This window comes from Sulfuricurvum sp. RIFOXYD12_FULL_44_77 (genome assembly GCF_001830725.1).
GTDB classification, from domain to species: Bacteria; Campylobacterota; Campylobacteria; order Campylobacterales; family Sulfurimonadaceae; genus Sulfuricurvum; species Sulfuricurvum kujiense_A.
Genome location: NZ_MIBU01000095.1, coordinates 1 through 1,727, shown reverse-complemented (window position 1 = coordinate 1,727; position 1,727 = coordinate 1). Strand labels below are relative to the sequence as shown.

Annotated in this window: 2 protein-coding genes and 1 pseudogene; 2 read left to right on the top strand and 1 reads right to left on the bottom strand. The window is 40.4% G+C overall.

Translation table 11 applies throughout. The annotated features are described in order from the left end of the window. On the top strand, window positions 1–461 hold a 461-nt coding region (locus A2517_RS04290; protein WP_294894493.1), incomplete at its 5' end, for an Hpt domain-containing protein. On the opposite strand, the gene A2517_RS04285 is transcribed toward A2517_RS04290, so the two are convergent. Beyond that, entirely contained in the window at window positions 462–1,205 is a 744-nt protein-coding gene (locus A2517_RS04285; RefSeq protein WP_294894492.1) for a response regulator, read from the bottom strand. It abuts the gene before it with no gap. Between the two features lie 189 nt (window positions 1,206–1,394). Here A2517_RS04285 and A2517_RS04280 point away from each other — a divergent pair. After that, window positions 1,395–1,727 (top strand): annotated as a pseudogene (locus A2517_RS04280) (coproporphyrinogen III oxidase); the annotation flags it as partial.

Genomic DNA, 1,727 nt, shown 5'->3' with positions numbered 1-1,727 from the left:
GTGAGCGCTCACTTCAAAACGGCTATGACGCTTTTTTAGGAAAGCCGATCGTCATTAAAGAGATTGAACAGATTTTTGAACGCTATTTGAAGGCGAGTGTTTTACCCGAAGCGGAGCCGAGTAGTGTATCTGTGTCAAAATGGCCCCACATTGATATGGATCATCTCAAAAGTGCCTTGATGCTTGAGAAAGATCAAATTGATTATCTTTTGGGTATTTATCATCAAAAAATGGGGCAATCGCTTCGAGAGCTTTCAAACAGTATTGAAAAAAGAGAGTATGAAAATATTGCTTTTATAGCCCATACGATCAAAGGCTCTAGTGCCAATTTTCGTTTTGATGAACTCTCTAGACTCGCCTATGTGATTGAAAGCGCTGCAATGGAAAAAGAAGAAGAATTTGAGTTTGTCGAAGCATACGAAGTGCTTTGCTTCGAATTTGAAAAGCGTTTTGTCGGATGACTACTCTTCTAAATAGTATCCGACACCCGAAGCATTTTTAATCACATCGGTCGGGAGCTTGGAGCGTAGTCGCCAAACGAGAGTTCGAACGCTATTATCGGTGGCACCTTTGGTTTCCCAGACATAATTAATAGCCTGTTCGAAATCAACGACACTTCCCAATTGGGCAACAAGAAGGCGGATAAAAGCGTTCTCTTTTTTGGTGAGTTTGATTTTTTGATTTTTGTAAAAGGTTTCCCCTAAACCGGTATCGTGACGATACCCCTCGCCAAACTCGACAATAGGTTTATCGGAGAGCTTTTTGGCATAGACCAATTTTTCGAGCTCTTCACGATCCGATTTGAGTTCATCAATATTAGAGTTCCGTTTTTTCTCTTCTTTGAAGCGGTAAAGTGCCATTTGGATCGTCGTGTGGAGATTGATCGGATCGAAAGGCTTAACGATATAACCATAAGGCTCGGTTCTTTTGGCTTTGGAGAGCATATCGTTATCGGAGTGTGCGGTGAGATAGATAAAAGGGAGTTGATTTTTATCTCGAATGTATTGAGCCAACTCGATGCCGTCCATTGTTTTTTGCAATCCGATGTCGATAAGGGCAATATCGGGGTTATAAATTTTGATTTTATTGCGGGCGGTAACGGCATTATCAGCTATTGAAATAACGTCATACCCTTGCTTTTCTAATGACATTTTCAAATTTATGGCGGTTACTTCGTCGTCTTCAACGACTAGAACTTTTATCATTGGTTTGCATCCTCTATTGTATAGGGTGATTGTCTAAAGATTTTATCACAATGTCGAGAAAACTCGACAATAAAGCGTTCATGTTTTGTGATATTTTCCCACAATTATAGAATAATGTTTCTTTTTTATCCGTTATTCAACCCAAAAGGGGCATAATCGCGACATTCACAGGGATGATAGGGAATAAATATGCTTGATTTTGACAAATTTACCAAATATTCGAAGCCGGGACCACGCTATACGAGCTATCCGACAGCGTTAGAGTTTAGTGAGAGTTTTGATTACGACAGTTATCTCTCAAAGCTCCATTCGCAAGACGTGACGCGTCCATTATCCCTTTATTTTCACTTGCCGTTTTGTAAAAATGCCTGTTATTTTTGCGGCTGTAACGTCGTTTTTACCTCTAAAGAGGATAAAAAAGAGCGTTATATCGATTATCTGATTCGTGAGCTTGAGATCCTTTCTCAACATATCGATGTGAATCGTTCGGTTATCCAGCTCCATTTCGGCGGGGGGACACCG